At 54.0% G+C, this 25,848-nt stretch carries 27 protein-coding genes; 9 read left to right on the plus strand and 18 right to left on the minus strand.

Translation table 11 applies throughout. The annotated features are described in order from the left end of the window. Window positions 1-128 precede the first annotated feature (128 nt). A complete protein-coding gene (locus tag FDX04_RS21880; RefSeq protein ID WP_001523745.1) occupies window positions 129-371 on the plus strand; it encodes a CopG family transcriptional regulator in 243 nt (80 codons plus the stop codon). Beyond that, window positions 371-745 (plus strand): type II toxin-antitoxin system VapC family toxin, encoded by a 375-nt coding sequence (locus tag FDX04_RS21885; RefSeq protein ID WP_061382591.1) that lies wholly within the window; start codon window positions 371-373, stop codon window positions 743-745. The genes FDX04_RS21880 and FDX04_RS21885 overlap by 1 nt, the downstream gene beginning before the upstream one ends. Before the next feature lie 36 nt (window positions 746-781). Here FDX04_RS21885 and fdhE read toward each other — a convergent pair whose 3' ends face one another. The 4 genes from fdhE to fdnG are packed head-to-tail and all read right to left on the minus strand — an operon-like array spanning window position 782 to window position 6,305. Next, a complete protein-coding gene (gene fdhE / locus FDX04_RS21890) occupies window positions 782-1,711 on the minus strand; it encodes a formate dehydrogenase accessory protein FdhE (RefSeq protein ID WP_042313511.1) in 930 nt (309 codons plus the stop codon). Further along, window positions 1,708-2,343 carry a formate dehydrogenase cytochrome b556 subunit gene (fdoI, locus tag FDX04_RS21895; RefSeq protein ID WP_042313508.1) on the minus strand — a complete coding sequence of 212 codons (636 nt, stop codon included), beginning with the start codon at window positions 2,341-2,343 and terminating at the stop codon, window positions 1,708-1,710. The genes fdhE and fdoI overlap by 4 nt, the downstream gene beginning before the upstream one ends. Continuing rightward, a complete protein-coding gene (fdoH, locus tag FDX04_RS21900; RefSeq protein ID WP_042313505.1) occupies window positions 2,340-3,242 on the minus strand; it encodes a formate dehydrogenase O subunit beta in 903 nt (300 codons plus the stop codon). Before fdoH ends, fdoI begins: the two co-directional genes overlap by 4 nt. A gap of 12 nt (window positions 3,243-3,254) precedes the next feature. Then, window positions 3,255-6,305, minus strand: a complete 3,051-nt coding sequence (gene fdnG, locus FDX04_RS21905) for a formate dehydrogenase-N subunit alpha (protein WP_137371469.1) — start codon at window positions 6,303-6,305, stop codon at window positions 3,255-3,257. A 194-nt stretch (window positions 6,306-6,499) separates the two neighbouring features. Here fdnG and fdhD point away from each other — a divergent pair, with 194 nt between their 5' ends. After that, on the plus strand, window positions 6,500-7,336 hold the full coding sequence (fdhD, locus tag FDX04_RS21910; RefSeq protein WP_072276989.1) for a formate dehydrogenase accessory sulfurtransferase FdhD: 837 nt from the start codon (window positions 6,500-6,502) through the stop codon (window positions 7,334-7,336). On the opposite strand, the gene FDX04_RS21915 is transcribed toward fdhD, so the two are convergent. Beyond that, window positions 7,303-7,809 carry a YgjV family protein gene (locus tag FDX04_RS21915; RefSeq protein ID WP_079225725.1) on the minus strand — a complete coding sequence of 169 codons (507 nt, stop codon included), beginning with the start codon at window positions 7,807-7,809 and terminating at the stop codon, window positions 7,303-7,305. The two genes, fdhD and FDX04_RS21915, sit on opposite strands and share 34 nt — an antisense overlap. A gap of 58 nt (window positions 7,810-7,867) precedes the next feature. Then, on the minus strand, window positions 7,868-8,389 hold the full coding sequence (locus FDX04_RS21920) for a Crp/Fnr family transcriptional regulator (protein ID WP_137371470.1): 522 nt from the start codon (window positions 8,387-8,389) through the stop codon (window positions 7,868-7,870). Between the two features lie 129 nt (window positions 8,390-8,518). Between FDX04_RS21920 and FDX04_RS21925 the strand changes: the two genes are divergently transcribed. Then, entirely contained in the window at window positions 8,519-8,731 is a 213-nt protein-coding gene (locus FDX04_RS21925; RefSeq protein ID WP_042313485.1) for a DUF1471 domain-containing protein, read from the plus strand. 56 nt (window positions 8,732-8,787) lie between these two features. On the opposite strand, the gene FDX04_RS21930 is transcribed toward FDX04_RS21925, so the two are convergent. The 6 genes from FDX04_RS21930 to FDX04_RS21955 all read right to left on the minus strand — a co-directional run bounded on the left by FDX04_RS21930 (window position 8,788) and on the right by FDX04_RS21955 (window position 14,660). Next, complete coding sequence (locus tag FDX04_RS21930; RefSeq protein WP_137371471.1) at window positions 8,788-10,533, minus strand: putative frv operon regulatory protein; 1,746 nt, start codon at window positions 10,531-10,533, stop codon at window positions 8,788-8,790. Beyond that, a complete protein-coding gene (locus tag FDX04_RS21935; protein ID WP_137371472.1) occupies window positions 10,533-11,603 on the minus strand; it encodes an aminopeptidase in 1,071 nt (356 codons plus the stop codon). Before FDX04_RS21935 ends, FDX04_RS21930 begins: the two co-directional genes overlap by 1 nt. Continuing rightward, the gene (locus FDX04_RS21940; protein ID WP_042313477.1) at window positions 11,593-13,038 is read right to left on the minus strand and encodes a PTS fructose-like transporter subunit IIBC; all 1,446 of its coding nucleotides are present in this window, start codon (window positions 13,036-13,038) and stop codon (window positions 11,593-11,595) included. Before FDX04_RS21940 ends, FDX04_RS21935 begins: the two co-directional genes overlap by 11 nt. A gap of 10 nt (window positions 13,039-13,048) precedes the next feature. Then, window positions 13,049-13,495, minus strand: coding sequence for a PTS fructose transporter subunit IIA (locus FDX04_RS21945; protein ID WP_137350344.1), 447 nt, complete (start codon window positions 13,493-13,495; stop codon window positions 13,049-13,051). 182 nt (window positions 13,496-13,677) lie between these two features. Continuing rightward, window positions 13,678-14,001 carry an AzlD domain-containing protein gene (locus FDX04_RS21950; protein WP_042313473.1) on the minus strand — a complete coding sequence of 108 codons (324 nt, stop codon included), beginning with the start codon at window positions 13,999-14,001 and terminating at the stop codon, window positions 13,678-13,680. Beyond that, a complete protein-coding gene (locus FDX04_RS21955) occupies window positions 14,001-14,660 on the minus strand; it encodes an AzlC family ABC transporter permease (RefSeq protein WP_042313471.1) in 660 nt (219 codons plus the stop codon). The genes FDX04_RS21950 and FDX04_RS21955 overlap by 1 nt, the downstream gene beginning before the upstream one ends. Window positions 14,661-14,761: 101 nt before the next feature. Between FDX04_RS21955 and FDX04_RS21960 the strand changes: the two genes are divergently transcribed. After that, window positions 14,762-15,310, plus strand: coding sequence for a helix-turn-helix domain-containing protein (locus tag FDX04_RS21960; RefSeq protein WP_003825255.1), 549 nt, complete (start codon window positions 14,762-14,764; stop codon window positions 15,308-15,310). 85 nt (window positions 15,311-15,395) lie between these two features. Here the strand turns inward: FDX04_RS21960 and rhaM are convergent, their stop codons facing one another. The 5 genes from rhaM to rhaB form a co-directional block, all read right to left on the minus strand. Further along, window positions 15,396-15,710, minus strand: coding sequence for an L-rhamnose mutarotase (gene rhaM / locus FDX04_RS21965; RefSeq protein WP_137371473.1), 315 nt, complete (start codon window positions 15,708-15,710; stop codon window positions 15,396-15,398). Then, the gene (gene fucO / locus FDX04_RS21970) at window positions 15,707-16,855 is read right to left on the minus strand and encodes a lactaldehyde reductase (RefSeq protein WP_042313465.1); all 1,149 of its coding nucleotides are present in this window, start codon (window positions 16,853-16,855) and stop codon (window positions 15,707-15,709) included. Before fucO ends, rhaM begins: the two co-directional genes overlap by 4 nt. Window positions 16,856-16,866: 11 nt before the next feature. Then, window positions 16,867-17,691, minus strand: coding sequence for a rhamnulose-1-phosphate aldolase (rhaD, locus tag FDX04_RS21975; RefSeq protein ID WP_137371474.1), 825 nt, complete (start codon window positions 17,689-17,691; stop codon window positions 16,867-16,869). Between the two features lie 143 nt (window positions 17,692-17,834). Further along, window positions 17,835-19,094 (minus strand): L-rhamnose isomerase, encoded by a 1,260-nt coding sequence (rhaA, locus tag FDX04_RS21980; RefSeq protein ID WP_137361711.1) that lies wholly within the window; start codon window positions 19,092-19,094, stop codon window positions 17,835-17,837. After that, the gene (rhaB, locus tag FDX04_RS21985) at window positions 19,091-20,560 is read right to left on the minus strand and encodes a rhamnulokinase (protein ID WP_137371475.1); all 1,470 of its coding nucleotides are present in this window, start codon (window positions 20,558-20,560) and stop codon (window positions 19,091-19,093) included. The genes rhaA and rhaB overlap by 4 nt, the downstream gene beginning before the upstream one ends. Window positions 20,561-20,860: 300 nt before the next feature. On the opposite strand from rhaB, the gene rhaS reads away from it, so the two are divergent. Both rhaS and rhaR read left to right on the plus strand, forming a co-directional pair. Beyond that, a complete protein-coding gene (gene rhaS / locus FDX04_RS21990) occupies window positions 20,861-21,709 on the plus strand; it encodes an HTH-type transcriptional activator RhaS (RefSeq protein WP_042313449.1) in 849 nt (282 codons plus the stop codon). Window positions 21,710-21,817: 108 nt separating this feature from the next. After that, on the plus strand, window positions 21,818-22,666 hold the full coding sequence (gene rhaR / locus FDX04_RS21995; RefSeq protein WP_042313444.1) for an HTH-type transcriptional activator RhaR: 849 nt from the start codon (window positions 21,818-21,820) through the stop codon (window positions 22,664-22,666). Here the strand turns inward: rhaR and rhaT are convergent. Then, window positions 22,663-23,697: an L-rhamnose/proton symporter RhaT gene (gene rhaT, locus FDX04_RS22000; protein WP_042313441.1), complete on the minus strand. Its 1,035-nt coding sequence runs from the start codon at window positions 23,695-23,697 to the stop codon at window positions 22,663-22,665. The two genes, rhaR and rhaT, sit on opposite strands and share 4 nt — an antisense overlap. 288 nt (window positions 23,698-23,985) lie before the next feature. Between rhaT and sodA the strand changes: the two genes are divergently transcribed. Both sodA and kdgT read left to right on the plus strand, forming a co-directional pair. Next, window positions 23,986-24,606, plus strand: a complete 621-nt coding sequence (gene sodA, locus FDX04_RS22005; protein WP_038635943.1) for a superoxide dismutase [Mn] — start codon at window positions 23,986-23,988, stop codon at window positions 24,604-24,606. 236 nt (window positions 24,607-24,842) lie between these two features. After that, window positions 24,843-25,826 (plus strand): 2-keto-3-deoxygluconate transporter, encoded by a 984-nt coding sequence (gene kdgT, locus FDX04_RS22010; protein WP_079225712.1) that lies wholly within the window; start codon window positions 24,843-24,845, stop codon window positions 25,824-25,826. Window positions 25,827-25,848 lie beyond the last annotated feature (22 nt).

Consider the following 25,848-nt stretch of genomic DNA (forward strand, 5'->3'; position numbering starts at 1 on the left):
TGCGTACGATTCTGGAAAGCGGCTCGCAAAAATAAAAATCGTTCGCGTAATAACTATTTTCTCGTCAGTCTCAGGTGTATGTTGTTTGAAAAATAAGCGCGAATGATATACTGGAGGTATATGTGAGTATGATGGCTGGGATGGATATGGGCAGAATTTTACTCGATTTATCAGACGACGTGATTAAACGGCTTGACGATCTCAAGGTGCAACGCAACCTGCCTCGTGCAGAACTCTTGCGGGAGGCCGTTGAGCAATATCTGGAAAGACAGGATCGGGCTGAAACCACAATTTCGAAAGCATTGGGGCTCTGGCAAGGCTGTGAGGAAGATGGCGTTGAATACCAACGTAAACTTCGTGAGGAATGGTAATGGTCAAAGGGTCTGCGCTTTTTGATACCAATATCCTCATCGACCTGTTTAGCGGGCGAAGTGAAGCAAAACTGGCGATAGAAACATGGCCGCCACAGAACGCAATCAGTCTCATTACCTGGATGGAGGTGATGGTAGGCGCAAAAAAATACCATCAGGAGGCCCGTACTCGCATTGCGCTAGGCGCTTTTAACATTATTGGAGTTTCACAGGATATTGCTGAGCGAAGCGTGAATATCAGGCAAGAATACGGGATGAAATTGCCGGATGCCATTATCCTGGCTACTGCGCAGATTCATCATCTGACACTGGTTACGCGTAATACCAAAGATTTTGCAAGCATATCCGGTGTGGTCACACCGTATACGTTATAGTCCGGGCGACCAGCGTCGCCCGGCAGTACTGGGGTTTTACTCCCCTTCACCCGGGAATAAGAACGGGTTGATGGAGCTGCGGGCAAAGCCTTCTTGCTCCATGTGGGCGTCCAGCATCAGTGACGCGAGGTCGTCGGCCACGGCCTCGACTTTCGGGTCTTTTTCCTGGTAGAGAATCTTCAGGTAAGTCCCGCAGTCGCCGCAGCTTTCGGCTTTAATTGCCGCCTGCTCGTTATCCAGCGACCAGTAGTTCAAGTCACGGCTCTGTTCGCAGTTGCTGCACTTCACGCGCACCACGTGCCACTCGGTTTCGCACAGGTTGCAGTGCAAATAACGCAGCCCCTGAGTCGTACCGATTTGCACTATGCTGGAGACCGGCATCGAACCACATACCGGGCAGAACTGACGCTGTTCACCGTACTCAGCGCGCGCTTTGCCGGGGATCAGACTTGCCATCTGCGCCCAGTAGAGCGACAGTGCGGCCCAAATGAACGGGGCTTTATCGCTACTGACGGAGGCAAAATCAGAGGCAAACAGCGCGCTGGCCATCAGCTCCAGCTCCTGCTCTGAGGCTTTTTCCAGATTCTCGATCACCGCCAGCGCAGGGCCGCTCATTTCTGGCTTCAGCTCAGCAATTAACGATTGCAGCAGTTTTTGCCAGTGCTTGTCACGTGGCAGGACGTGGATATCCAGCGGCGGCTTGCCCTGATCGTTCGCTTCTTTGATACGAGCGGTCAGATCCATCTGCAGCGGATGATCGTACAGTACCACTTCCTGTGCGTGGGCGATCAGCGCGGCAAAGCGCAGATAATCGCCCAGCGGGTTGTTTTCGGCCAGCTCGCGCAGACGTTCAGCACGACGGTTATACAAATTTTTGAGTCTGGGGAACAATAACGGCGGAATCATATCCGCCGTGCGTTTCTCGCTCGAACCCAGCTCATCTTGCGGGATTATGCGAATACTCATTCAGATGACTTTTCCTGTTTCTGGCGGACTTCTCGGTACCAGCGTGGGTGATGTTTCTTCGCCCACGATTTAGTAACCCATCCTTCCACCATCGCGGTAATGGTGCCTTTCACCCAAAGGGCGGCGTAAATGTGCACCATGATAACCACAATTAACGCTACTGCGGCAAATGAATGCAGCATTAACGCGAATCGGATCACCGGGATTGAGAAAGCAGGCGCAAAATACGGACGCCAGATGATCACTCCGCTCACCAGTAACAGCACCAGGAAGATAATCGCCGCCCAGAATACGCATTTCTGGCCGAAGTTATAACGTCCCGTGTCACCTACTTCCTCGTTGACGACAATCTTACGAATATTCTTCGCCCAAAAGATATCATCCCGATTGATTAGATTGTGGTGCCAGTAACGGAAAAACATGATGATAAAAGAGGCAAACATGATCACGCCGACAAACGGGTGCACAATTCGCGCCAGTTGCGGCGTGCCCATGATGTGCATCAGCCAGTTAAAAGACGGGAAGAGAAAACCCATCCCGCTCACTGCCGCCAGAATAAAGCAGAAGGCGGTTATCCAGTGGTTGATGCGTTCCGGCGCCGTGTAGCGCACGATGGTGTCACGTCGTTTCATTTGCGCACCTCGTCTTTCTCTTCATGCAGATTGTCTTCTTCCTCTTCCGCACGGTTTGGACCCACACCGACGTAGTGGAAGATACTGGCCGCAAATGTCGCTGCGAAGCCGACTGCTGCCAACGGTTTCCAGATGCCTTTCCAGAACTTCACGGTGGCGCTGATTTCCGGGTTCTCCGGCAGACCGTGGTACAGATTCGGCTTGTCGGCATGGTGCAATACGTACATTACGTGCGTACCGCCAACGCCTGCCGGATCGTACAGACCCGCGTTATCGTAACCACGCGTTTTCAGCTCCGCCACGCGCTCACCGGCCAGGGTTTTCATCGACTCTTTGGTGCCGAAATGAATCGCCCCGGTTGGGCAGGTTTTCACGCAGGCCGGTTCTTGCCCGACCACTACACGGTCGACGCACAGCGTACATTTGTACACGCGGTTGTCTTCCGGGTTGAGGCGCGGCACATCGAACGGGCAGCCAGCAATGCAGTAGCCGCAGCCGATGCACTGCTCGGACTGGAAGTCGACGATACCGTTGGCATACTGAATGATAGCGCCTTCAGCCGGACACGCCTTCAGGCAGCCCGGATCGGCGCAGTGCATACAGCCATCCTTACGGATCAGCCACTCAAGTTTGTCGTTCTGTTCCACTTCCGAGAAGCGCATCACCGTCCAGGATTTCGCGGTCAAATCAGCCGGGTTGTCATACACCCCAACGTTGTTGCCCACTTCATCACGGATGTCGTTCCACTCGGAACACGCCACCTGACAGGCTTTACAGCCGATGCAGGTAGTGACGTCGATAAGTTTCGCCACCTCTTCCTGGTGATCCCGCGCCTGAGGCGCGGGGGTGAAACCGTTAGTGGCGGATCGACGAATGATGTCTTGCGATTGATAAGCCATAGGTCGTCTCCGTTACACCTTTTCCACGTTCACGAGGAAGGACTTAAATTCCGGCGTCTGCGTATTCGCATCACCAACGAATGGCGTTAACGTGTTAGCGATAAAGCCTTTTTTCGCCACACCTTCGTAGCCCCAGTGAATCGGAATACCGATAGTGTCGATATCCTTACCGTTGGCCTTCAACGTGCGAATACGTTTGGTCACCACTGCTTTGGCTTTAATATAGCCGCGGTTAGAGGAGACTTTGACGGTATCACCATGAGAGATACCGAGCTTATTCGCCAGCTTCTCGCCAATTTCCACAAACTGTTCCGGCTGGGCGATAGCGTTTAGCAGCGCATGCTTGGTCCAGTAGTGGAAGTGCTCGGTCAGACGATAAGTTGTACCGACATACGGGAATTTATCCGCTTTACCCAGCGCCTCCGCGTCACCTTTAAAGATACGCGCGGCAGGGTTAGAGATAACGTTCGGGTGCAGCGGGTTAGTGCCGAGCGGCGTTTCAAACGGCTCGTAGTGTTCCGGGAACGGCCCTTCCGCCATCTTATCGATAGCAAACAGGCGTCCCATCCCTTCCGGCTGCATGATAAACGGCCCTACGTCAGTACCCGGTGCGGCGGCGCTGTAGTCTGGAATATCCATCCCGCTCCATTTCGCGCCATCCCATTTCAGGATCTGACGTTTCGGATCCCACGGATTCCCCTGCGGGTCTGCGGAAGCACGGTTATAAAGAATGCGGCGGTTAAGCGGCCACGCCCAGGCCCAACCCAGCGTATTGCCAAGGCCAGACGGATCGGCGTTATCGCGACGCGCCATCATGTTGCCTTCCGGCGTCCAGCTACCGGCAAAAATCCAGCAGCCGCTGGAGGTCGTGCCGTCATCGCGCAGTTGTGCGAACGAGCTGAGCTGTTGGCCTTTCTTGACGATTACCGCGCCGGTTGCCGGGTCGGTAATATCAGCCAGCGCTTTACCGTTACTCTCCATCGCCACTTCTTCCGAAGCCGGTTCATGCGGTGTGGAGTAGTTCCAGGTCATGCTCAGCACCTGTTCCGGGTTTGCACCACCTTGTTCGGCATACATCTTGCGCAGGCGCAGGAAGATACCGGCGAGGATTTCGCCATCGGTTGCGGCAATCCCTGGGGCATCCGCGCCTTTCCAGTGCCACTGCAGCCAGCGTCCGGAGTTAACGATCGAACCGTTCTCCTCGGCGAAGCAGGTGGACGGCAAACGGAATACTTCGGTCTGGATTTTTGACGGATCAACATCGTTCGACTCACCATGGTTCTGCCAGAAGGTGGAGGTCTCTGTGTTGAGCGGGTCGATAGTGATCAGATACTTCAGTTTGGACAGTGAAGCCACAACCTTGTTTTTGTTCGGGAATGAGGCGACCGGGTTAAAGCCCTGGCAGATATAGCCATTCACTTTGCCCTGGTTCATCATCTCGAAGTACTGCAGGACGTCGTACCCTTTATCCCACTTCGGCAGCCAGTCGAAGCCCCAGCTATTTTCTGCTGTCGCTTTATCGCCAAAGAAGGCTTTCATCATCGAAACGAAGAATTTCGGGTAGTTGCCCCAGTAGTTTACCTGACCTTCCAGCAATGGTTTTGGCGTGTTGGCGGCAAGGTAGGTTTGCAGGTCGGTCTGTTTTTCGCTTGGCAGCGTCAGATAACCCGGCAGACTCTGTGACAGCAGACCAAGGTCGGTCAGTCCCTGAATGTTGGAGTGACCACGCAGGGCGTTAACACCGCCGCCAGCCATGCCCATATTGCCGAGGAGCAACTGGATCATCGCCATCGTACGGATGTTCTGCGCACCAACGGAGTGCTGCGTCCAGCCCAGCGCGTACAGGAATGATGCGGTTTTGTCTTTGGCGCTGGTTTCTGCGATGTATTCACAGACCTTCAGGAAATCGGCCTGCGGCGTACCGCAGATATTTTCTACGACGTCCGGCGTATAGCGGGAGACGTGCTGTTTGAGCAGGTTCCATACACAGCGTGGATGTTGCAGAGTCACATCGCGTTTGGCGAAGCCGTTTTCATCCAGCTCATAGTTCCAACTGGTTTTGTCATACTTGCGTTTGTCCGCGTCGTAGCCGGTAAACAGGCCATCTTCGAAGCCAAAATCCTCGCGCACGATCAGGCTGGCGTTGGTATAGGCCTCGGTATATTCGCGGTTGAATTTTTCGTTATTCAGCAGGTACAGCATGACGCCTGACAGGAAGGCAATGTCAGTACCGGAACGAATTGGGGCATAGAAATCAGCCACCGCTGCGGTTCGCGTAAAGCGAGGATCGATGACAATCAGCTTAGCGCCGTTGTGAATTTTCGCTTCCATCGCCCAGCGGAACCCGACCGGGTGAGCTTCAGCGGCGTTACCGCCCATCACCACAACGAGGTTGGCGTTTTTAATGTCGACCCAGTGGTTGGTCATCGCACCGCGACCAAATGTTGGAGCAAGACTTGCTACCGTTGGTCCGTGTCAGACACGCGCCTGGTTGTCGACCGCGAGCATACCCAGCGCGCGGGAGAATTTTTGCGTCAAATAGCCGGTTTCGTTACTGGAAGCGGATGCACACAGCATCCCGGTGGAAAGCCAGCGGTTAACGGTTACGCCTTCGGCGTTTTGTGCAACGTAGTTAGCGTCGCGGTCTTCTTTCATCAGCTTAGCGATGCGGTCGAATGCCTCATCCCAGCTAATTTGCTGCCACTTATCTGAGCCTGGTGCGCGGTATTCCGGGAATTTCAAACGGCTTTCAGAGTGGATGAAGTCCACAAGACCTGCGCCTTTCGGGCACAGCGCGCCGCGGTTCACCGGGTGATCCGGGTCCCCTTCAATATGGAAGATGGATGCTTTGGCGTTTTTTGCTCCGTCACCGAGGCTGTACATCAACAGTCCACAGCCAACGGAACAGTAGGTGCAGGTGTTACGGGTTTCGCGGGTGCGCAGCAGTTTATATTGCCGTGTTTCCGCGAGCGCTACGCCGGGTGCAAAGCCCAGTGCCGCTGCCGTGGTGCCTGCCATACCGCCAGCGCAGATCTTAAAGAACTGCCTTCTGCTGACCTGCATGGTTTGCTCCTTGTTTCGACATTGTCACGTTCCCTTCGCATTTCTGCCATGCCAACGCGTGGGAAGTGGTTGTTATTTTTCTTTGCGGACGGGACCGCAAAGGTCCAGAATTGGGTGAATTTCCCTCCGTCCAGGAGGGATTTGTAAAGAATACCACAATGTTGGTACGCGTGTTCCAATATGGTTAAAAGAAAGTGAATAAGATTATTCAAGAAAACATTAAGAATGTGACATCTACGACAGGATCGCGTCAATTGACTCTCTGGAAGCGCGAGGATTTACAACATCCTCAGCCTGATGAAGTCGCTGAAGAAGTGCCTGTTGCGCTGGTCTATAACGGAATTTCACACGTGGTGATGATGGCGTCACCGAAAGATCTTGAGCATTTCGCGATGGGTTTTTCACTTTCTGAAGGCATTATTGAGTCCCCGCAGGATATTTACGGGATGGACGTGGTTCCTTCCTGCAACGGATTAGAAGTTCAGGTTGAGCTGTCCAGCCGTCGTTTTATGGGATTGAAGGAACGTCGTCGCGCGTTGGCCGGGCGCACCGGTTGTGGTGTTTGCGGCGTGGAGCAGCTCAATGATATTGGCAAGCCGGTCCAGCCGCTGCCGTTTACCCAGACATTCGATCTGGCGAATCTTGATAACGCTTTACGACATCTCAATGATTTTCAACCCGTGGGTCAACTGACAGGCTGCACGCACGCGGCGGCATGGGTGCAGCCTGCAGGTCATCTGGCGGGCGGACATGAAGACGTTGGGCGTCATGTCGCGCTGGATAAACTGCTGGGGCGTCGGGCGCTCGAAGGGGAAACCTGGCAACAGGGTGCGGTATTAGTCTCCAGCCGCGCCAGCTATGAGATGGTGCAGAAGTCGGCAATGTGCGGCGTGGAGATCCTGTTTGCCGTTTCTGCGGCGACAACGCTCGCTGTGGAAGTTGCCGAACGCTGTAACCTGACGCTGGTGGGTTTTTGCAAACCAGGCAGGGCGACGATCTATACGCATCCGGAGCGTCTGATCGCGAAGTGACGCCACCAGGCGGCCAGGATACTGCCTGAAAATGCCAGTTCCATTATTACGGCAACGGGCGAGCCGACAATCACATTGTTCAGTAGCCAACACAGGCTGCCGCACAATGTGTATCCGCGTAATTTCCCGCTGCGTTTTTGAAACGACGCAAAGGTCATCAGCAGGCTTCCCATCAGCGGCAAAATACTCGACAGATTTTGCCAAAGATAAACGCTACACATCAGCGACCCCAGCATAAATCCCCACATAGCCCAGCGATGAAACGTGACGATGGCCGTCGCGTACCGGCATGCGGCGATGACCATTAACCCAGCCGCAGCATCTTGATCCAAAAGATAGAAATGGATAGCGAGCAGGGAAGTGGAGGTGGTGAGCAGAGATAAGGTGATGGCCCGGCGTTGAAAATGAAAAGCGGAAATATCCAGCAAGAAGCTGATACCGGCCAGAATCTGAGAGAGAAGAAATGCGTTCATAATGTGCACCAACCGTTGCAGAGTGGCGGGACAATACTCGACGCATTCACATAAGGCGTTAGCTTTTGTTAAGACGCTGGCGAATACGAGACAGGCTAACGGGATTAATACCGATATAGTTGGCGAGATCGCGCTGAGTGAGCTGCGACTCCCAGTCCGGGAAGTGTGTTTGTACATACCGGTAGCGCTGCTCTGGGGTATTGAGCAGCAGCATTTGCTCTTTTTTCTCTTTGTAGATCAATTGCTGAATCAGTAGCTGGGTCTTAATATCCTGATTTTCCGGCGCATCCAGCAAAGCCAAAGAAATTTCACTGGTTTCTCCTGCGGTAATCATTTGCAGACTGTAATCAGCAGGCGTTTTGGTCAGCCAGTTCAGGTACAGAAAGCAGTATTCCCCGGCAAAGTAAAACTCTTTAACCCTTTCTACGCCGTTGTTTGCGTGGTACACCGCACGTGCAACGCCATGATGTAAAAGATGAATTTTACTTTGTGCCTCGCCCTGACGAAGCAACCAACTGCTAGCCGGTTGCGCTTTTCTTCTGCTACCTGCGAACCATTGTTGTTCGTGATTAAGCGCCATTTTATTTCTCAAATAATTTGAATAAGACAGGCAAATCCTTCCGCTTTTAGTTGTGTGATGAGATGGCTATTATTTATCACATCAAGGCACGGTGCCTTACTCAAACAACTAAGTTAAAGGGTTTATATCATGAAAAGCATCAAAACTTTTGTCGCAGTTATCGCTCTGGCTACTTCTTTCGGTTCATTCGCTGCTCAGACTGTTACTGCAACCGGTTCTACACTGGAAAGCGCTGAAGCAAACATTGCCGCTCAGGCTGAACGTGCAGGCGCCAGCGATTATAAAATCACCCAGGCTTACACCGGTAACCGCGTGCACATGACCGCTGAACTGCTGAAATAAGATACCTCAGTACTGTAGAAAGAGCGCCTTTGAGGCGCTTTTTTCATTTCCGGCATTCACTGCCCGAGCAATGCGATAAACGCTTTATAGTCTTTCAACCCTGCAATAATCTCTGCCGGATGGCTACTCAACACGCTGGATAAATAACTGAAGATTTTTAGTTCATGTCGTGCTTCGGCGGCGGCACAGGCGATCAGCACATGGCTGACCGGTTCGTTATTCACCAAAATAGGGTGCGCGAGGGTGATAAAGAAACCACGAAAGCGACGTTCCTGTTCACTCCAGCAGTGAGGAATTGCCAGACGATTCACTATCAGGTTTTCACCTTCATGTTCCCGGGCGCAAATGCGTAGCGCTTCGTCCTCGGTGATGTGGCCCTGTGCTACAAGTTGGCCGCAGATCCGGCCAATGATGCTCTGCCAGCTTTCGCCGCTCATATTGGCGTAATGAAAACTGCCCTGCTGTAAAAAGAATCGTTCGGGCTGCTGGCGTATAAAGGCCGTTGCGAGGAAGTGTTTTATCTGCTCGGTACCCGCCGCGGTGATAATGTTTTTGATAGTTAATGTATTTTTTAGAGATTCATCAAGCAAATAGTGACTATTATTGATGATTAACAGCGGGGTAATTTCTTCACTGATGGCGCTGACCTCACTCATATTTCGCGCAATGATCACCCGACAATTCAGTACGTCTCGCTCAATGGCCTGTTGGTTAACAGTGGCGATAGCATTCTGGTCGGATAACAAAATGACCGGCTGACGCTCGTTTTGGTGCCGCTCCAGCGCACAGGCGAAATAAAGTCCGATGAGATCGCTATCGAACAGCGGAATATCCAGTTTTTCGCGCAACAGGGCAATAAAACGCAGACTTAAATCGAAGGCGGCAGGCCAGGTAGACTTCAGGTTATGCATACTGCTCTGGCGGTGTTCCGGAACCCAAATCGGGGCAGAGACGCATCTCAGCAGATGACCGGTAATATTATCAACCAGTTGGCTATCGATAACGTTCAGCGCGGCGATGCCGGGAACACTTTTTAATAACGAAGTCACCGTCCCGGTCGAGATGGTCATGGCCTGTCGTTGTCTGATTTCCAGAAGGCCGATCAGTGTTCTGAAGGCGTTCTCACCCAGGTAAACACCTCCTTGTTCCACTGCGTTTTTCAGTGATGCATACCGACATTCTGGCCATGATCCGCAGAGCTGATTACGCAGGGCGTAGACTGCCAGCACCAGGCTTGCCAGGTACTCTCCTGAGATGAGCGGAAATTCATTAAGGTTTTCACATGCTGCATTGAGCCTGTCGATATTGTTGCGGGTAATACCCGGCAGCGGAATCAACAGCGGATCTTTTTTCAGCAGATTCGCCAGCAGGATAATGTGCTTTTCTTCCGGTTCATCAATGAAATGACCGACGCCTGGGCGGCTGGCAAGACAAAAGGCGCGCTCATAGCGTTGTTTGAGACGCGGCAGCCTGTCGGCAACCCAGGTTTCGGGTAAATTCAGCGTCGAGGCGAGCTGAAGGCGGGGGGTAAAAGGGTTCAGCAATAATATCGCCAGCAGTCGGTCATCATTATCATGGCGTTGCAGAAGCTGAAAATAACCGCGCCTGTCGACGATATCCAACTGATATCCCGCACTGCCCCCTGGCTGGATGCGGGCCTTACCGCTGAGCGTAAAATTGAGGTAGTCAAGATCGCGCAGGATGGTTCTGCCCGAAACGCCAGTTTGCCGCGCCAACTCGCCCAACGAATACGGCTGCTGTTCGAGGAGATCGACAATTTTCAACTGGCGTTCACTGAGCATCAGATTGACTCGCGAAAATCGGTGAAGGCTTTAACGTTATCCGCCGTCAGCGAGACCAGCAGCTCGCGGACCAGAGTGAACAGCGCGTCATAATCTTTCGCCGAAATCATACCGCTATTGGCGTGCAGATAGCGGGTCGGCAGGCACAGCGCCGCCACCGGACGACCGCCGCCCATCACATTATAGCGTCCGCCGTCCGTCGCACCGGTTTTCATGGTGCAGAACTGTAAAGGAGCCCCGCTGAGCTTAGCGCTCTCTTTCAACGCGGCAACCAGTCGCTGATTGGGAAAGTAGCGCTTATCAAACAGCATCAGCCCCGGACCATCGCCGAGCTTCAGCGGATATTTGATGCTATCAATGCCGGGAACGTCGCCCGCCACCGCCGTATCCAGCACGATAACCACGTCGGGTTTGATATGCTCCGCCGAGGTTTGCGCCCCGCGCAGCCCGACCTCTTCTTCCACGCTGCCGACGCCGTACAGGATGATCTCCGGGTTATCCACTGCCTGTAATAGCTCCGCCATCAGGGCGCAGCCGACGCGGTTATCCAGCGCTTTGCCGACGATTTTATCATCGCCCCAGCGGGCGAAATTGGCCTCCGGACTGATGAAATCGCCGACCGCAACTCCCTGTTTTTCTACCTCTTCACGGCTGTTCGCGCCAATATCAATGAACATCTCATTAAAAGAGAACGGCTGCTGTTTTTGTTTCTCCGTGAGGGCATGTGGCGCAACGGAGCCGATCACGCCGGGTATTTTAGCCCCCGCGCGAGTGCGAACAGTGACCCGATGGTTAAGCATCGACTGGTTCCACCAGCCGCCGATGGTGGTAAAGCGGATAAAACCGCCCTCGTCGATATGCGTCACCATAAAGCCGACTTCATCCATGTGCCCGACGATGGCCACTTTCGGCCCGCGCTCACCTTTGCGGGCGACAAAACTGCCGAGGCCGTCAAAGGTGATTTCATCGACGCCGGATTCCAGCGCATTAATGAGAACGGAGCGAACTTCCTGCTCATCGCCGCTGACGGCGCTGGCTTCGCATAACTGCTGTAGTAACTCAATGTTCATGGGCAAGCTCCTGCTGCGCGGCTTTACGTTTCAGCCACAACCCTTTCAGGATGATAATTAACGAAATGTTCAGCGCCAGACCGATAGCCAGCACCAGATAAAATGACCCCACTGGCGACATCAGGCCAATCAGTGGATCAAAGATACCTAACCCCGGCGCGAGCCGTTTGATTCCGAAGGCGATCACCAGCATGCCGGTAATACCGCCGGAGAGCGTATTGGCGGTAATCATCGGCAGCGGCGCGGCCAGCGCGTAAGGAATAGCCGGTTCGGTGGCGACGGTTGCCCCCACCACAATCGCGCTGCTGGCGGCTGCCTTCTCCTGCTGGGTAAACAGTTTTGGCGCTAAATAGGTAGCGATACCTGCTGCGACGGGCGGCATCAGCGCCACCACGCCGACGATGGCGTACCAGTCATAGATATGTTTTTCCAGCAGCGAGAAACAGAAGAACCACGCGGTTTTGTTGATTGGCCCGCCCATATCGAACGCCAGCATCGCGCCGACGAGAAAGGCTGCGCCCATTTTCATTGATGGCGGAATGGTGTTCAGGAAGTGCAGCAGGCCGCCCATGATATCGGACATCACCGGGCCGATGACGTAATAAGTCAGTACGCCAAACACCAGCAGTGTGACAAACGGGATCAGCATCGAGCCGAGCAGCGGCTGGAGCGCTTTGCCGAGGCGCACCTTGCGAAACCACAAGACGAAGTAGCCGATTGCCAGCCCCAGCACGACCGCGCCGAGAAATCCCGCGCCGGATTGCGTCCCCAGTAGCCCTTTATCGTTCGCCAGATAGCACACGAGGAACGCCGGGGCGAACGCCGGTTTATCGGCAATAGACCAGGCGATGTACGCGCCCATTATGGGGATCATAAAGGTGAAGCCCAGATAGCCGATGGATTCGACGATCCAGGTAAACGACGGCGCGCCCTTTGACATGTCGGTATAGGGCAAACCAAACTGCACTAGCATATTGGCGATGGCGACCAGAATACCGCCGCCGATAACAAACGGCAGCGCGGCGGAGACGCCCGCCATCAGGTGACTCATCACGCTACCCTGCTGCACATCCTGTTTGCCCAGCTTTACGCCGCTATCGGCGGTAAACAGCTGCGAATGTGAAGGCAACTGCGTAAAAATCTGGTCGATATTTTTCAGCGCCTGAGAAATGGCGATCTCGTAGACCTTTTTCCCGGCGAAGCGCGCGCGGTCTTCACCGCTTAAGCCGCGGCCTGTTGCCAGAATCACGTAATCCGCGGCGGCAATCTCTTCACTGGTCAGACGGTTTTCCACGCCGCTTGAACCCTGGGTTTCGACTTTAATCGTATGGCCAAGCGAACGCGCTTTTTGCTCCAGCGCTTCCGCCACCATATAGGTGTGGGCGATTCCCGCAGGACAGTTGGTGATCGCCACTAAACGCAAGGATGACTCCATAGCCGCTTCCTTATGAGGTTAAGGTCTGATTGAGCAGGGCAAGCACCTGACCGACGTCGCCCTGTTTCAGCTGGTTGATGAAATCCTGATGGATAATTTTGCGGCACAGGGTGCCGATGATTTTGACCTGATCGTCCTCGCCGGTTTGCGGCACGCCGAGGCAAATCCAGCAGTTGACGTCTTCGCCGTCGCTGGCCTTCCAGTCGACGTTTTCTGATTTACGCGCGAACAGGACGAAAGGCTGCTTAACACAGGCGCTTTTGCCGTGCGGGACGGCAATGCCCGAACCAAAGCCGGTGGAGTGCAGCTTTTCGCGCAGCAGCAGCGTTTGCAAAAACTGATGACGATCGCTGACGTAGCTGTTATCAAAAGCGATATTCGCCAGCTGTTTGAGGATGGAATAAACGCTATTTCCCTGAATATTCAGGTCAATGCAGTTAGCTGTAAGGGCTGCCATGGTGAGACTCCGTTAAAACCTGTTTCATACGATTTTAACGGTGAGACGATGAAGAGATGAGCGGCAATATGTCAGCGCGCAGTGACAATTTGAGGCCGAGTTAGCGCGTGGTTTTGTGGGGTAAAACACACAATGCTACAGGCGATTACCCTGATGAATATTTCGTCAGGGTAGTTATATTATTAATGTATTCCCGCCATCCTCAACAGCGCCGTCACCACGGCCGCGGCAATGATTACCACGATCAACGGCATTTTACGCCAGGCGAGAAAGACCGCGAAGCCAACCCCAAGAACGCGTGCCATTCCAGCAAAGTGTTCACCTTCATAAAAAGTAGTCGCCAGCGCGACGGAGAACAGCAATACCGTTGCGGCATCAGAAAGCAGCGCCTGCGAGCGTTCTGAAAACGCTAAACGGCTCCCAAGCTTCGCTCCCCCTAAACGCATTAAATACGTTCCCAGAGATAACATGGCGATACCAACGATAAACAGCGTCATGTTGCCCATTATTTTTTCCTCGTCAGTAAGCCAAACAGTGAGAGCAGAACCGGTAAACCCACCGGCGCAAAGGGAATGGCGGCAAGCGACAGCGCGGCACCGCTACAGGCGCGGATCAGCGTGGTGCGGTTTTTAAAGGCCGGGACCACTAAGGCCAACAAAATGGCAGGGAAAACGGCATCCAGACCGATGGTTTCTGGGGCCGGGAGCAGTTTGCCGACACCTGCGCCAATCAGCGTGCCAATCGGCCAGAATAGGGCGACGCCCAGACCGCATAGCCAGTAGGCGGCTTTACGCTGTTCCGGCGTTTTTTGCGACAGGCCAAACACCACGCTTTCGTCGTTCATGATATGGCAGCCGAGGAGGCTGGCGGCACGAGAGCCCACCAGGTCACGCACCGTAACGCCAAAAGGTACGTGTCGGGCGTTCACCAGTAAACCGGCAGCCGCAGCCGCCAGTGGGTTACCGCCGCTGGCGACGATGCCGATAAACATAAACTCGGATGCGCCCGCCAGCACCGTAATAGAAAGCACAAACGGTACCCACAGCGGGAAACCGTAGGCCATCGCCAGCGAGCCATATGACATGCCGACAACGCCGACGGCCAGACAGACGAGAAATATTGCTTTCAGCGTGTCGCCTTTGAGACAGGAAAAATAATGTTTCATACCATTTTAGCCATATCGAACGAATTTCCATTATAATGAACGCAACCATTTAGCTTTACAAGTCGAACGATTCGTTCGATATAAAAAACATGGAGTCGTGAATGACCCAGCCCATCAGTATGATCGCGAAAAGCCTGGTGCGTGAACGTCAGCGCACCGGTTTGTCACTGGCAGAGATTGCCCGCCGCGCGGGGATTGCAAAATCGACGCTCTCACAGTTGGAAGCGGGTAATGGCAATCCTAGCCTGGAAACGCTGTGGTCGCTGTGTGTGGCGTTGGATATCCCTTTTGCGCGCCTGCTGGAGCCGCAAGAGCAAAAAACGCAGGTGATTCGCCGCGGCGAAGGGACAAAAGTCGTGGCGGAACAGGCCCACTATCAGGCCATTTTACTGGCCGCCTGCCCACCGGGCGCGCGGCGGGATATCTATCTGCTGCTGACGCAACCGGGCGCGGATCGTATTTCACAGCCGCATCCACCGGGATCGGTTGAACATATTATCGTGACGCAAGGTAAGGCGATGGTGGGATTGACGGAAGCGCCGGAAGAGTTAGGTGAGGGCGACTACATTTGTTACCCCGCCGATCGGGCGCATATCTTTAAAGCACTGGAGCCTGACACCCAGGCGATTCTGGTTTCTGAGCAGAATTGAAATTGCCGGATGGCGCTATCGCTTATCCGGCCTACAAAAAAATAAAACCGTGTGCCCGGTAAGCTTGCGCCACCGGGCACACGACTTACTGCAGATAGAACACCTCTTTTAGCTCTGCGCTGAGCGGGCTGTTGTCCGGGTTGGCTGGCATCACGTCACGCATATGTTTCCACCAACGCTGGCAAACGTCGGTGCTGGCAACGGCATTCCAGCGCTCCTCGGACTCAATCTCAACGGTGGCGAACAGCAGATTACGCTCCTGATCAAGATAAATCGCGTAGTGATGGGCGCCGTGTTGTTTCAGTACTGATTCCAGCTCAGGCCAAATGGGATTATGACGACGCTGGTACTCAACGTGCGCGTCGGCATTCACCTGCATCACAAACGCTTTGCGGATCATAACGCCTCCAGATATAGCTCGCGGACTTCATCGCGACTGGCGGTGCGTGGGTTACATGGCGCACACGGATCGGCCAATGCTTTATCCAACCAGCCTTCAATATCTTCTTTGGTCACGCCAAGCTGGCTGAAACCGGCTGGAATACCTACCCGCTTGCTCAGGGCGCGAATGGCGTTAATGGCTTCCATGCTTGCCGCTTTATCGCTCATGCCGCGGGTATCGACGCCCATCGCCTGCGCCACGCGGGCAAAGCGAGCCTCGGCGTTTGGGCGGTTAAAGTTTTCGATTACTGGCAGCAGGATGGCATTGCAGACGCCGTGCGGCAGGTTGTGGGTTGCGCCCGGCTGGTGCGCTAGTGCATGCACCAGACCCAGACCGGCGCTGTTAAATGCCATACCCGCCAGATACTGACCAAATGCCATTTGCTCACGGGCTTCGAGGTTGTGGCCATCATCGACCGCTTTCGGTAGCCACAGATTGATTAAGCGAATCGCTTCCAGCGCGTTGGCGTCAGTGAGTGGATGCGCGCCGACGGAAACATAGGCTTCCACCGCGTGCGTCAGGGCGTCCATACCGGTTGCGGCGGTAACGGAAGCCGGGATTTCCAGCATCACGCTGGCATCATCCACGGCGATATCCGGGATGATGTTCGGGTCGATGATCACCTCTTTAACCTTGCGAGCAGAGTCGATAATCACCGCATTGCTGGTCATTTCTGCAGCTGTACCGGCGGTGGTATTGATGGCGACCAGCGGAACGCCGGCATTTTTCACTTTGCCCACGCCGGAGTATGCGGTAGAAGGGCCTGGGTTGGCGGTCAGGATTTTCACCGCTTTAGCGGTATCGATCGGGCTGCCGCCACCGAAGGCGATAATGTAGTCACATTCTGCGCTCTGATACGCCGCAAAACCTTTCTGCACCAGCTCTTCTGTCGGGTTTGGGAACACCTCATCAAACAGGTGGTAAGACATTTGATGTTCATCCAGCGCGCTAAACAGGCTATCCAGCAGGCCCAGCTTTACCAGTTGACCATCGGTAACGATCAGCGCTTTGCCCCATTGCTTATTCGCCACGAGGTTCACCATATCGGCAATCGCTCCAGCGCCATGCAGGCTAATTTTGGGTAGTGCCAACATAAAGCTCATCACTATTCTCCTTATAATGCTAGTGCGCTTGCCAGTGGAGTCACACCAAAACGTTTGCCGAGTGCGACCAGTTCTTCACGCGTGATGGTCTGCCTCATACCGCCCATCGAATAGATTTTGACTAAAACTTCTGCTGATTTCTCTGCGGTGTCGATCAAACCGAATGCTTCATCGAGAGAGGGGCCGCTGCCGAACACGCCATGGAACGGCCAAAGAACAAGCGAATACTTCTGCATTTCCTGCGCGGTCGCCTGGCCGATTTCATCCGTACCCGGCACCATCCACGGCAAAATGCCGACGCCATCCGGGAACACCACCAGGCACTCGGTGCTGCCTTCCCACAGTTTGCGCGTCATTAGCGCGGTGTCGTTTTCCAGCACATAGGTCAGGGCGATCAGGTTGGTGGCGTGACAGTGCATGATCACGCGATCTTTGCCGTTCGTCGCTTTAATACGTTCGCAGTGAGAGAGGAAGTGGGCTGGCAGTTCGGAGGTTGGCACCGCTTCGTGGGCCAGGCCCCAAAGGATATGATAGCCCGCACCGTCGCTGTCCACTTTCACTACGCCTAAATTTGCCGCCGGATCGAGCTGAACGTTACGGAAAAATTTACCCGAGCCGGTGACGATAAACGGCGTGTTCGCCAGCAATGGCATGGGCTGACTCAGCGCAATATAGCGCGGTTTTTCGTGAAAGTCGGCGCTAAATGGCGCGATGTCTGCTTCGTCCAGGCGCAGCGTCAGGTTGCCGCCGTTACGTTCATCCCAGCCTTTCAACCACGCATCGGATGTGGCTTTGATCATCCCCTGGACGAACCAGGAAGTAGTAATGTTTTGCATCTTCGGTGTTCCTGTTTATTGCCCGAAGGTTATCGGGTCTTACGTAGGCCGGATAAGCGCAGCGCCATCCGGCAATCGTGTTTCATTTATTGCCGGATGGCGACGCGAGGCGTCGTATCCGGCCTACAGATCAGGTGTCGCAATCAGCTACGTTTGCTCAGGATCTCTTTTTCATAAGCGCTAACGCTGTCCAGCCACTGGCTGCCCGCTGGCGTGTCGTGGCGCTGGCAATACATTTCCCAAACGGCCTGCCATGGCAGTGATTTTTGCTCTTCCAGCAGCGCCAGACGTGCGGTGTAGTCGCCGCTGGCTTCGAGCTGACGCAGTTGCTCGGTTGGTTCTAACAACGCGCGCAGCAGGGCTTTTTTCATATTGCGGGTGCCGATAACCCACGCGGCGATGCGGTTAATAGAGGCGTCGAAGAAGTCGAGACCGATGTGTACGCGGTCAAACAGGTTGTGGCGGACGATCTCGCTGGCAATCGCCTGAGTTTCATCATCCAGCAGCACCACGTGATCGCTGTCCCAGCGCACTGGACGGCTGACGTGCAGCAGCAGGCGCGGTACATACAGCATGGCGGCGGAAATTTTGTCGGAAATCACTTCAGTCGGATGGAAGTGACCCGCATCCAGGCACAGCGCGGTCTGGCGGCTGGTAGCGTAGCCCATATAGAACTCGTTGGAGCCCACGGTGTAGCTTTCGGCACCGATGCCAAACAGCTTGCTCTCAACGGCGTCGATATGGTGCGCCGGGTCGAGTTTCTCGCTGATCACTTCGTCCAGTGCTTCCAGCAGGCGCTGGCGCGGCGCTAAACGGTCAACGGTGATATCTTTCATACCGTCCGGGATCCAGATGTTCATCACCGACGGTGTACCCAACTGCTCGCCAAAATACGCCGAGACGCGACGGCTGGCTTTGCAGTGATCGATCCAGAACTGGCGAATGTGATCATCGGCGTGGGCCAGCGTGAAGCCGTCGGCGCTCAGTGGGTGAGAAAAGCAGGACGGATTGAAATCCAACCCTAACTGGTTTGCTTTCGCCCATTCAACCCAGTTTTTGAAGTGTTCCGGTTTGATTTGGTCGCGGGCAACCGGCGTATCGGATTCCAGATAGATCGCATGCAGGTTCAAACGTTTTGGTCCCGGTATCAGGCTCAGCGCCTGCTCCAGATCGGCACGCAGTTCGGTCGCGTTGCGCGCTTTGCCCGGATAATTACCGGTAGCCTGAATTCCGCCAGTGAGCGAGCCTTCCGGGTTTTCGAAACCGGCGACGTCATCGCCTTGCCAGCAGTGCATGGAGACCGGCAGACGATCGAGCTGGCGTAAGGCCGCCTCGACATCAATACCTACCGCGGCGAAACGCAGTTTTGCCAGTTCCCAGGCTTGTTCAAGTTGAGTGGTCATGCGCAAAGCTCCTTTGTCTGTCGTAGTGATTGAAACTGCGCCTGGTAGCGGGCAATTTCACTTTCCGGATTGGGAATGAAGGTGGTCAGGTCGTAGTTGGCGCGCACTACCTGACGGAAATCATCGACGTTGTTAAGCTCGTCCAGCGTCATCAACTGGATGCCGATGTTGCCGAGCGTGGAGGCCTCAATCGGCCCGGACATAACGCGAATACCGCAGGCATCCGCGCACAGCTGATTCAGTAACGCGTTCTGGCAGCCGCCACCAACAATGTGCAACTGGCTAAACGCGGCGCCACGCAGGTCTGCCAACTCTTGCAAAATGTCGGCATACAGCAGCGCCAGGCTGTCGAAGATACAGCGCGCCAGTTCGGCGTTTTGCAGTGGAACAGGTTGGCCAGATTCACGACAGGCCGCCTGAATTTCCGCACTCATATCGTCGGGGTTGATAAAGCGATCGTCGTTCGGGTTTATCAGGAACTGGCAGGCTGGTAGCGCTTGCGTTTCGGCGATAAGCGTTGGCAAGTCGTCGATCTGGCGCTCTTTTAATACGCGCTGGAGCAGCCATAGCCCCATGATATTTTTTAGTACCCGGTAGCGCCCTTCCGCGCCGCCTTCGTTGGTGATATTCGCCGCCAACGCCGCATCGTTGGTATACGGTGTTCTGCTCTCAAACCCCATCAGTGACCAGGTGCCGGAAGAGAGATATGCGCTGTTTTTATCGGCGAGCGGCGAAGCAATGACCGCGCTGGCTGTGTCGTGACTGGCAACCGCCACGACCGGAATTTGATTTTTCTGCGGACAAATCCAGTGGCCAATGACGTTTCCCGGATGCGTCGGGCGACCAAACCAGGCTTTGTCTGCCCCGGTCCACGCCAGCAGCGTGTCATCCCAGTCGTCGGTATTGATATTGACTAACTGGGTGGTGGTGGCGTTGGTGTATTCCCAGTTCATTTCACCGGTCAGGCGAAAGCTGAAGTAGTCGGGGATCAGCAGGGCATGCGCTACCTGCGGAATCAGTTCTGGCTGCTGTTCAACCAGCGCGCGCAGTTGATACAAGGTGTTAAAGGGGAGAAACTGAATACCGCTACGACGGTAAATTTCATTTTTACCCGGCTGCTCCATCGCCTGCGCCATAATGCCCGTCGTGCGGTTGTCACGGTAAGAGACCGGCAGACCGACGCGCTGACCGGCGTTATCGACCAGCACGTAATCCACCCCCCAGGTATCAATGCCGATGCTGTCTATCCGAATGCCTTCATCGCAGACTTTCTTCAGACCCAGACGAATGTCGTTTTCCAGGCTGTCGATGTCCCAGGTGTCAAAACCGTCCGTTTTTTGCAGGCTGTTAACGAAGCGGTGGATTTCACGTAGCGTCAGGGTGCGGTGTTCACTGTCGTAACGCGCCAGCATTACGCGCCCGCTGGATGCGCCGAGATCGACAGCGACACAATGGCGAAAAGTCATAGCGAGGTCCTTCTGAGTTTTATTGCACTCAGTCTAAGAACCCCCAATAAGGCGTACCTTCTCAACAGTGACAGGCATAATTAGCGGCTGGCAACATGGCAAAGGTGAACGTGATGATGTTCACAGTTTCTACTCATGGGGCGGATTCGGGCAGATGTGACGCCTTCCGCAATTCCCGATCTTTCCCGCCTTATCTTGAAGAATTGACCGTGTTTACGCACTTTGGCGTCAAAAATTTAAGGTGAGGGTAGTAACCCTTAATTACTATTCAGCCATATTCGCTAAACAGGGGGAGCCGTCATGACTGTACTGCATTGCGTAGACTTTTTTCCGACAGGTAAAGCGCCAGTGGCTATTGAACCACGGCTTCCTCAACCCGCGTTTCCTGAACATCATCATGATTTTCATGAAATTGTGGTGGTCGAGCATGGTACGGGAATCCATGTGTTCAACGGACAGCCTTACACCATCAGCGGTGGTACGGTGTGTTTCGTCCGCGATCATGACCGGCATTTATATGAGCATACGGACAATTTGTGTCTGACCAATGTCTTGTATCGATCCCCGGATGCGTTTCAATTTTTAGCTGGGCTGAATCAGCTTTTACCTCAGGAACAGAATGGGCAGTATCCATCCCATTGGCGGGTAAACCAGGGGGTATTACAGCAGGTCCGACAGTTGGTGGGGCAAATGGAAGCGCTTGGTGACGGGATGGATACGCCAACGGCAGCAAATCGTGAAATTCTGTTTATGCAGCTACTGGTCGTGTTGCGTAAAAGCAGCCTGATGGCAGCGGCAACCGATAACGACGCGCGGCTTAACCTTCTGATGGCGTGGCTGGAAGATAACTTTGCTGACGAGGTGTGTTGGGAGGCGCTGGCCGAGAAGTTTTCGCTCTCTTTGCGCACACTGCACCGCCAGCTTAAACAACAAACGGGATTGACGCCCCAGCGCTACCTTAACCGTCTGCGGCTTATTAAAGCGAGACATCTGCTTCGCCACAGTGATGACAGCGTGACCGATATCGCGTATCTCTGCGGTTTCGGCGACAGTAATCACTTTTCGACGCTTTTTCGCCGTGAGTTCGAGTGGTCGCCACGCGATATTCGTCAGGGGCGCGATCTCATGGCGGGAAGCAGCCTGCAGTAACGCGAAAGCTATCAACGTTTTTTACCGCCCGTTTGCTGATAATCATACCCTTTCATGCCGGATGGCGGCTGCGCCTTATCCGGCAAGTGTCCAGGTTGAGGTAATGCGGTGGCGAATCAGCTAATCCTTCTGAAATCAGATTTTTTTGCGCATGAGCAGCAGGCTGTTGCCGTGGCTGACCGCTATCCGCAGGATGTCTTTGCGGAGCATACCCATGAATTTTGCGAGCTGGTCCTGGTCTGGCGCGGCAATGGTCTGCATGTCCTTAACGATCGTCCATACCGAATAACCCGTGGCGATCTGTTTTACATTCGCGCCGAAGACAAACATTCCTACACTTCCGTAAACGACCTTGTGTTGCAAAATATCATCTACTGCCCGGAGCGGTTGACGCTGAATGTTGACTGGGAAGGGGCGATCCCCGGATTTAACGGTACGCCGCGGCAGCCGCACTGGCGACTCGGCAGCGTTGGCATGACGCAGGCCCGGCAGGTGATAAGCCAGCTTGAGCATGAAAGTAATCAACGCGATGCGCAGGCTTTTAGCATGGCGGAACTGCTATTCGGGCAACTGGTGACACTCCTTAAACGCCATCGTTATGCCACAGATACGCTCCCGGCAACGTCGAGTGAAACGCTGTTGGATAAACTCATTACCGCGTTAGCCGGGAGCCATGAGCATGCTTTCGAACTGGATAAATTTTGCGAGCGCGAACAATGCAGCGAGCGCGTTTTGCGCCAGCAGTTTCGTAGCCAGACCGGGATGACCATCAACCAGTATCTCCGCCAGGTGCGGGTCTGCCATGCTCAATATCTGCTCAAGCATAGCCGGTTAATGATTAGTGAGATTTCCATGCGCTGTGGCTTTGAGGATAGTAACTACTTTTCGGTAGTGTTTACGCGGGAAACCGGGATGACGCCGAGCCAGTGGCGTCATCTCAGTACCCAGCATGCTTAGCTGGCCATTCCCAGACCAACAATGTTTGCCGCGACGATAATCACCACGCAGCCGAGGCTCAGTACGCTGACCGGACGGCGACCCGCATTTTTCCATTCTTTCAATACCAGACCAACAATTCCGCCGCACAGGACATAAAAACTCATGTGCAGCATCCAGCTTACATAGTCATACTGTGCCGGAATACGTGCGTGGCCCCAGGCGTAGAAGAAAAATTGCAGATACCACATCAAGCCACCGAGCGCGGAGAGCAGCACGTTGCTGATGATCAGCGGTTTAGCTAGCGAGAAGTCGGCTTTTATCGACAAGTTCTTCACTTTTGCCAGACGAATGAAGCAAAAACCCAGGTTGACGAGTGCACCACCGCCCATGATAACCACATAGCTGGGCAGGGCGACATACAGCGGATCCACACCCAATGCGGCGGCGGCATCGTGCATCGGTTTCGCGGCGTTCATCGCAAATGACATCCCTGCGGAGAAAATGCCGCACATGACCGCCAGAACTAACCCTTTTTTCAGATTAAACTCTTCGGCTTTGATGCCCATTTTGCGTTCTTTTAATTGACCCGCACGGGTAACAATGCCCACGCCAATCAGTGCGACCAGTACGCCAAGCAGCGTCATGCGTCCGCCGGAGGTGTTGATCAGCACATCAAAGTTGCCGTTGATAATCGGGGTCATCAGTGTGCCGACAATCAGCGTAATACCTATCGCAATGCCGATACCCATCGACATACCGAGATAACGCATAGTCAGGCCATAGTTAATGTTGCCAATCCCCCACATCGCCCCGAAAAGAAATACCGGGGCCAGTGTGGAAAGGCTGAAGGAGCTGAAATAGGCCCAGAAATTGGGAAGTAACATAGCGCTGATAGTCCACGGAAGGATAAGCCAGGAGACGATCCCGCCCACCGACCACATCGTTTCCCATGACCAATGTTTGACCTGCTTGAACGGGGCATAGAAACAGGCGGCACTGGCTGCGCCTATCAAATGCCAAAAGATACCCATCGTAATCGCGTTACTCATGACTTAATCCTCGTTATTTTTTATCGTCGGTAATGACCCCTCCGACCTAACGAGTTTAAAAATTACGCAAGGTGTTAACCTTTTAACGCTTGCCGCCATTTTGCGCATGTTGGCAATCATCACGTTAAGTGGGTGATTCGGTTCACAACTTTTGCAATAGACTGAACGATTAAAACCTTGTAAAAAGTACGGCATTGATAATCATTTTCAATATCATTTAATTAACTATAATGACCCAACTGCTTACGCGGCGTTAACACTGGCCGCCCGACAACACTGGAGATGATTATGAGTTATACACTGCCATCCCTGCCGTACGCTTATGATGCCCTTGAACCGCACTTCGATAAGCAGACGATGGAAATTCACCATACCAAACACCACCAGACTTACGTAAACAACGCCAACGCTGCGCTGGAAAGTCTGCCTGAATTCGCCAGCCTGTCGGCTGAAGAGCTGATCACCAAACTGGATCAACTGCCAGCGGACAAGAAAACCGTACTGCGCAACAACGCAGGCGGCCACGCTAACCACAGCCTGTTCTGGAAAGGCCTGAAAACCGGCACTACGCTGCAGGGCGATCTGAAAGCGGCTATCGAACGCGACTTCGGCTCTGTTGACAACTTCAAAGCTGAATTCGAAAAAGCAGCGGCCACCCGCTTCGGCTCCGGCTGGGCGTGGCTGGTACTGCAAGGTGACAAACTGGCTGTCGTTTCCACCGCTAACCAGGATTCCCCGCTGATGGGTGAAGCAATTTCTGGCGCTTCCGGCTTCCCGATCGTCGGTCTGGACGTGTGGGAACACGCTTACTACCTGAAATTCCAGAACCGCCGTCCGGACTACATTAAAGAGTTCTGGAACGTGGTGAACTGGGACGAAGCTGCAGCGCGTTTCGCCGCTAAAAAATAAGTTCTACGCTTAAATAATGCCCCTGCAAGCGCTGCTTGTGGGGGCTTTTTTGTGATCAAAATCAACATAGGAACATTGATCCATTTAAATTGAAACAATGTTTTATTGTGCGGGTGAGATCACTTTTATAATTCCTCTGAATGTCTATCTTCTGTTCATCAAGACGGGCGCATCTCAAAAGCAAGATGCAATCGCCCATAAAAATTGCCCCATTTTTATGTCTACAGGTGATGGAAATGCAGATCAAACGTACGATAGAGAGAATCCCTGGCGGGATGATGCTGGTGCCGCTTTTCCTCGGCGCGTTATGTCACACCTTTTCACCCGGCGCCGGGAAATATTTCGGCTCATTTACCAACGGTATGATCACCGGTACGGTGCCTATTCTGGCGGTCTGGTTCTTTTGTATGGGCGCATCGATTAAGCTAAGTGCAACCGGCACTGTGCTGCGTAAATCAGGCACGTTAGTCATCACCAAAATTCTGGTGGCGTGGGTGGTGGCGGCAATTGCCTCACGCATCCTGCCGGAACACGGTGTGGAAGTCGGGTTCTTCGCCGGGTTGTCCACGTTGGCGCTGGTGGCCGCCATGGATATGACCAACGGTGGGCTGTACGCCTCGATTATGCAGCAGTATGGCACCAAAGAAGAGGCCGGGGCATTTGTCCTGATGTCTCTGGAATCAGGCCCGCTGATGACCATGGTGATTCTGGGTACCGCGGGGATTGCTTCGTTTGAACCACACGTGTTTGTGGGGGCCGTATTACCCTTCCTGATTGGTTTTGCGCTGGGTAATCTGGACCCTGAACTGCGGGAGTTCTTCAGCAAAGCTGTGCAGACTCTGATCCCGTTCTTCGCCTTCGCGCTGGGTAACACCATTGATTTGAGCGTGATTGCGCAGACCGGCGTGCTGGGGATTCTGTTGGGCGTGGCGGTGATTATCATCACCGGGATCCCATTGATTATCGCCGATAAACTGATTGGCGGCGGCGATGGAACAGCGGGGATTGCCGCTTCCAGCTCAGCGGGTGCGGCGGTTGCCACGCCGGTACTGATTGCTGAAATGGTTCCGGCATTTAAACCGATGGCGCCAGCGGCAACCTCTCTGGTGGCGACCTCGGTGATTGTGACCTCCATTCTGGTACCGATTATCACGTCCATCTGGTCGAAAAAGGTCAAAGCCAGGGCGGAGGAAATTGATCTTCGTGGTACCGTGAAGTAAGCCTCTTTTGCCGGATGGTCTG

Origin of the sequence: Citrobacter sp. wls615 (genome assembly GCF_005281355.1) — a bacterium.
GTDB classification, from domain to species: Bacteria; Pseudomonadota; Gammaproteobacteria; order Enterobacterales; family Enterobacteriaceae; genus Citrobacter; species Citrobacter werkmanii.

What these genes read in the sequence shown, in the direction of transcription:
- fdhE (WP_042313511.1), bottom strand. Translation starts at nt 1,711, where the DNA reads ATGAGTATTCGCATAATCCCGCAAGATGAGCTGGGTTCGAGCGAGAAA.
- kdgT (WP_079225712.1), top strand. Translation starts at nt 24,843, where the DNA reads ATGCAGATCAAACGTACGATAGAGAGAATCCCTGGCGGGATGATGCTG.
- sodA (WP_038635943.1), top strand. Translation starts at nt 23,986, where the DNA reads ATGAGTTATACACTGCCATCCCTGCCGTACGCTTATGATGCCCTTGAA.
- FDX04_RS21915 (WP_079225725.1), bottom strand. Translation starts at nt 7,809, where the DNA reads ATGAACGCATTTCTTCTCTCTCAGATTCTGGCCGGTATCAGCTTCTTG.
- rhaM (WP_137371473.1), bottom strand. Translation starts at nt 15,710, where the DNA reads ATGATCCGCAAAGCGTTTGTGATGCAGGTGAATGCCGACGCGCACGTT.
- FDX04_RS21935 (WP_137371472.1), bottom strand. Translation starts at nt 11,603, where the DNA reads ATGAACATTGAGTTACTACAGCAGTTATGCGAAGCCAGCGCCGTCAGC.
- rhaS (WP_042313449.1), top strand. Translation starts at nt 20,861, where the DNA reads ATGACTGTACTGCATTGCGTAGACTTTTTTCCGACAGGTAAAGCGCCA.
- rhaB (WP_137371475.1), bottom strand. Translation starts at nt 20,560, where the DNA reads ATGACTTTTCGCCATTGTGTCGCTGTCGATCTCGGCGCATCCAGCGGG.
- fdoI (WP_042313508.1), bottom strand. Translation starts at nt 2,343, where the DNA reads ATGAAACGACGTGACACCATCGTGCGCTACACGGCGCCGGAACGCATC.
- FDX04_RS21960 (WP_003825255.1), top strand. Translation starts at nt 14,762, where the DNA reads ATGACCCAGCCCATCAGTATGATCGCGAAAAGCCTGGTGCGTGAACGT.
- FDX04_RS21930 (WP_137371471.1), bottom strand. Translation starts at nt 10,533, where the DNA reads ATGCTCAGTGAACGCCAGTTGAAAATTGTCGATCTCCTCGAACAGCAG.
- FDX04_RS21945 (WP_137350344.1), bottom strand. Translation starts at nt 13,495, where the DNA reads ATGGCAGCCCTTACAGCTAACTGCATTGACCTGAATATTCAGGGAAAT.
- FDX04_RS21940 (WP_042313477.1), bottom strand. Translation starts at nt 13,038, where the DNA reads ATGGAGTCATCCTTGCGTTTAGTGGCGATCACCAACTGTCCTGCGGGA.
- FDX04_RS21920 (WP_137371470.1), bottom strand. Translation starts at nt 8,389, where the DNA reads ATGGCGCTTAATCACGAACAACAATGGTTCGCAGGTAGCAGAAGAAAA.
- rhaA (WP_137361711.1), bottom strand. Translation starts at nt 19,094, where the DNA reads ATGACCACTCAACTTGAACAAGCCTGGGAACTGGCAAAACTGCGTTTC.
- FDX04_RS21885 (WP_061382591.1), top strand. Translation starts at nt 371, where the DNA reads ATGGTCAAAGGGTCTGCGCTTTTTGATACCAATATCCTCATCGACCTG.
- FDX04_RS21955 (WP_042313471.1), bottom strand. Translation starts at nt 14,660, where the DNA reads ATGAAACATTATTTTTCCTGTCTCAAAGGCGACACGCTGAAAGCAATA.
- fdoH (WP_042313505.1), bottom strand. Translation starts at nt 3,242, where the DNA reads ATGGCTTATCAATCGCAAGACATCATTCGTCGATCCGCCACTAACGGT.
- rhaD (WP_137371474.1), bottom strand. Translation starts at nt 17,691, where the DNA reads ATGCAAAACATTACTACTTCCTGGTTCGTCCAGGGGATGATCAAAGCC.
- rhaT (WP_042313441.1), bottom strand. Translation starts at nt 23,697, where the DNA reads ATGAGTAACGCGATTACGATGGGTATCTTTTGGCATTTGATAGGCGCA.
- FDX04_RS21925 (WP_042313485.1), top strand. Translation starts at nt 8,519, where the DNA reads ATGAAAAGCATCAAAACTTTTGTCGCAGTTATCGCTCTGGCTACTTCT.
- fucO (WP_042313465.1), bottom strand. Translation starts at nt 16,855, where the DNA reads ATGAGCTTTATGTTGGCACTACCCAAAATTAGCCTGCATGGCGCTGGA.
- FDX04_RS21880 (WP_001523745.1), top strand. Translation starts at nt 129, where the DNA reads ATGATGGCTGGGATGGATATGGGCAGAATTTTACTCGATTTATCAGAC.
- FDX04_RS21950 (WP_042313473.1), bottom strand. Translation starts at nt 14,001, where the DNA reads ATGGGCAACATGACGCTGTTTATCGTTGGTATCGCCATGTTATCTCTG.